The organism is Streptacidiphilus neutrinimicus (genome assembly GCF_000787815.1).
Taxonomy (GTDB): domain Bacteria; phylum Actinomycetota; class Actinomycetes; order Streptomycetales; family Streptomycetaceae; genus Streptacidiphilus; species Streptacidiphilus neutrinimicus.
This window is the reverse complement of the sequence record NZ_BBPO01000083.1, coordinates 1-1,927: the sequence shown is the minus strand read 5'-3', so window position 1 is coordinate 1,927 and position 1,927 is coordinate 1. Positions and strand designations below refer to the sequence as shown.

Annotated in this window: 2 protein-coding genes; both read right to left on the bottom strand. The window is 76.3% G+C overall.

From position 1 onward, the window contains the following. Positions 1-661: DUF4184 family protein (locus TR48_RS32875; RefSeq protein WP_052443245.1), on the bottom strand; the 661-nt coding region annotated here is incomplete at its 3' end. Positions 662-804: 143 nt separating this feature from the next. Beyond that, positions 805-1,827 (bottom strand): NUDIX hydrolase, encoded by a 1,023-nt coding sequence (locus TR48_RS32870; protein WP_042374073.1) that lies wholly within the window; start codon positions 1,825-1,827, stop codon positions 805-807. Positions 1,828-1,927 lie beyond the last annotated feature (100 nt).

The window sequence follows — 1,927 nt, the reverse complement described above, 5'->3', positions numbered from 1 at the left end:
CCGTGTCCCGCCGCAGCCGGTGCGCCGCGCCGAGCGCGGTGGCCGCGGCGACGGCCCCGAGGCCGCCCGCGCGTCCCCGGCTCGGCGGCGTCGGCGCAGGTGGGACGGCTGCGAGGGTCCGGCGCGCGGCGACGCCGAGCACGGCGAGTCCGGCGACGGACGAGGCCCACTGGAGCGCCTGGTAGACGGGCATTCCTCCGCCGATCCGGTGGCCCAGGCTCGGACAGTGCCGTTCACCCCAGCGGCCGTGATGAGTGAAGGCGTCCCAACCCACATGGGTGAACGCCCCGACCGCGGCGGACGCCGCGAACCACGCGGCGTCGGCGGCCCGCAGGTCCTGCGGCTTACGGGCGGGCGCGGTCAGCGCGTCGACCTTCCCGGCGAGTTCGCGCGGCAGCAGCGCGACGGCCGGCTCGCGCAGCACCTGGTGCCAGGCCACGGCGAGACCGGCGGCGAGCGCCACGTCGAGCGTCGGCACGGCCCACGCCCGGTGCGTGAACCGCCCCAGTCCGTAGCTGCCGGGCAGCGGGCTGTCGAGGAAGAACGGCAGGTCCGGCGCGAGCGACCCCGCGACCAGCCCCGAGGCGACCAGCGGTCCGCGCCCCCGCCCGGCACGCAACAGCGGCAGCACGGCAGCGGGATGACTGAAAGTGAACGGCACGGCCCCATCCTGACACCCGACCGCCGCGCCACGCGGAGCGGAGCGGGGCGGTCCGGCCGAGGGCTGCGCGAGTGTCCGGGTGAGGAGCCGCTTCGGCCAGGCGGGTCGGCTCGGCCCCGAGGATCCGGAGGCCCGGGCGGGCCTCAGCGCGGCCGGCCCGCTTCGAGGTAGGCGACGTGGCCCGCGTCGCGCGCGGCCAGGGCGGCGCGGAGGCGCGAGGACTTGTTCGGGGCGAGGTGCGCGTCCCACTGGTCCGCGGGGACGAAGCGCCAGCCGCGCAGCTCGGCGGCGGGGAGGGTGAGGGCCGCCTGCTCGGCCGGGTCGAGGACACCGCCGTCGAAGACGAGGCGGAGGCCGCCCGAGCGGGGGCCGCGTCTGGGCTCCCAGTCGACGACGAGGAGACGGAGGTCGTCCGGGTGCAGGGTGACGCCCAGCTCCTCAGCCGCCTCGCGGACCGCCGCCGCGGTGGGCGCCTCACCGGTCTCGACGACGCCGCCGGGGAACTCCCAGCCCGGCTTGTAGACCGGGTCGACCAGCAGCACGCGGTCCGCCTCGTCGAAGAGGAGCACCGCCGCGGCGACGGTGTCGCCGGACGCGACGGGGTCCTGCACGATCGGGACGCGGGCGGTGCCCGCACGGAGCACGGAGCGGACCTGCTCGGCCGCCTGGCGTGGCGTCAGCTCCGCGATGTCGACGAAGGCGGCGTCGTCACGGAGCCAGGGCAGCGCGGCGGCGTAGGCGTCGAGGTGGGCGAGGCGACGCTCGCGCGCGCCGGGTTCGGCCCCGTCGGCCTCGAGGCGTGTGCGCAGAACCGTTTCCTCAGCATGCAGGACGACGTGGTGCACGTCGATGCGTCTGGACGCGAGGGCGCCGAACATCTCGTCCCGGTGGTCCTGGCGGAGCAGCGCCATCGGGACGAGCAGCTGGACGTCCTCGCCGAGTTGGGCGTGCAGCGCGGCCAGGGCGTCGGGGACCAGGCGTCGCCAGGCCACGAGGTCCTGGTCGTCGGCGGGACCGGTGGACGGCTGAGGCGGGAGAAAGCGCTCGCGCAGCAGCGCCCCGATGTCCTCGGGGTCGAAGACGCGGGACCCCGGGATCAACTGCAGCAGCTCACGCACGGTCGCGGTCTTGCCGACGCCTGACGCGCCGTTGAGCCAGACGATCACATGTCCCCCCGGATTCGCAGCTGAACGGCCTGCCTGATCGTACGACGGACCCCGCGTCCCGGGGTGGGGCGCGGGGTCCGGTGGCTCGGCCGACTGCGGG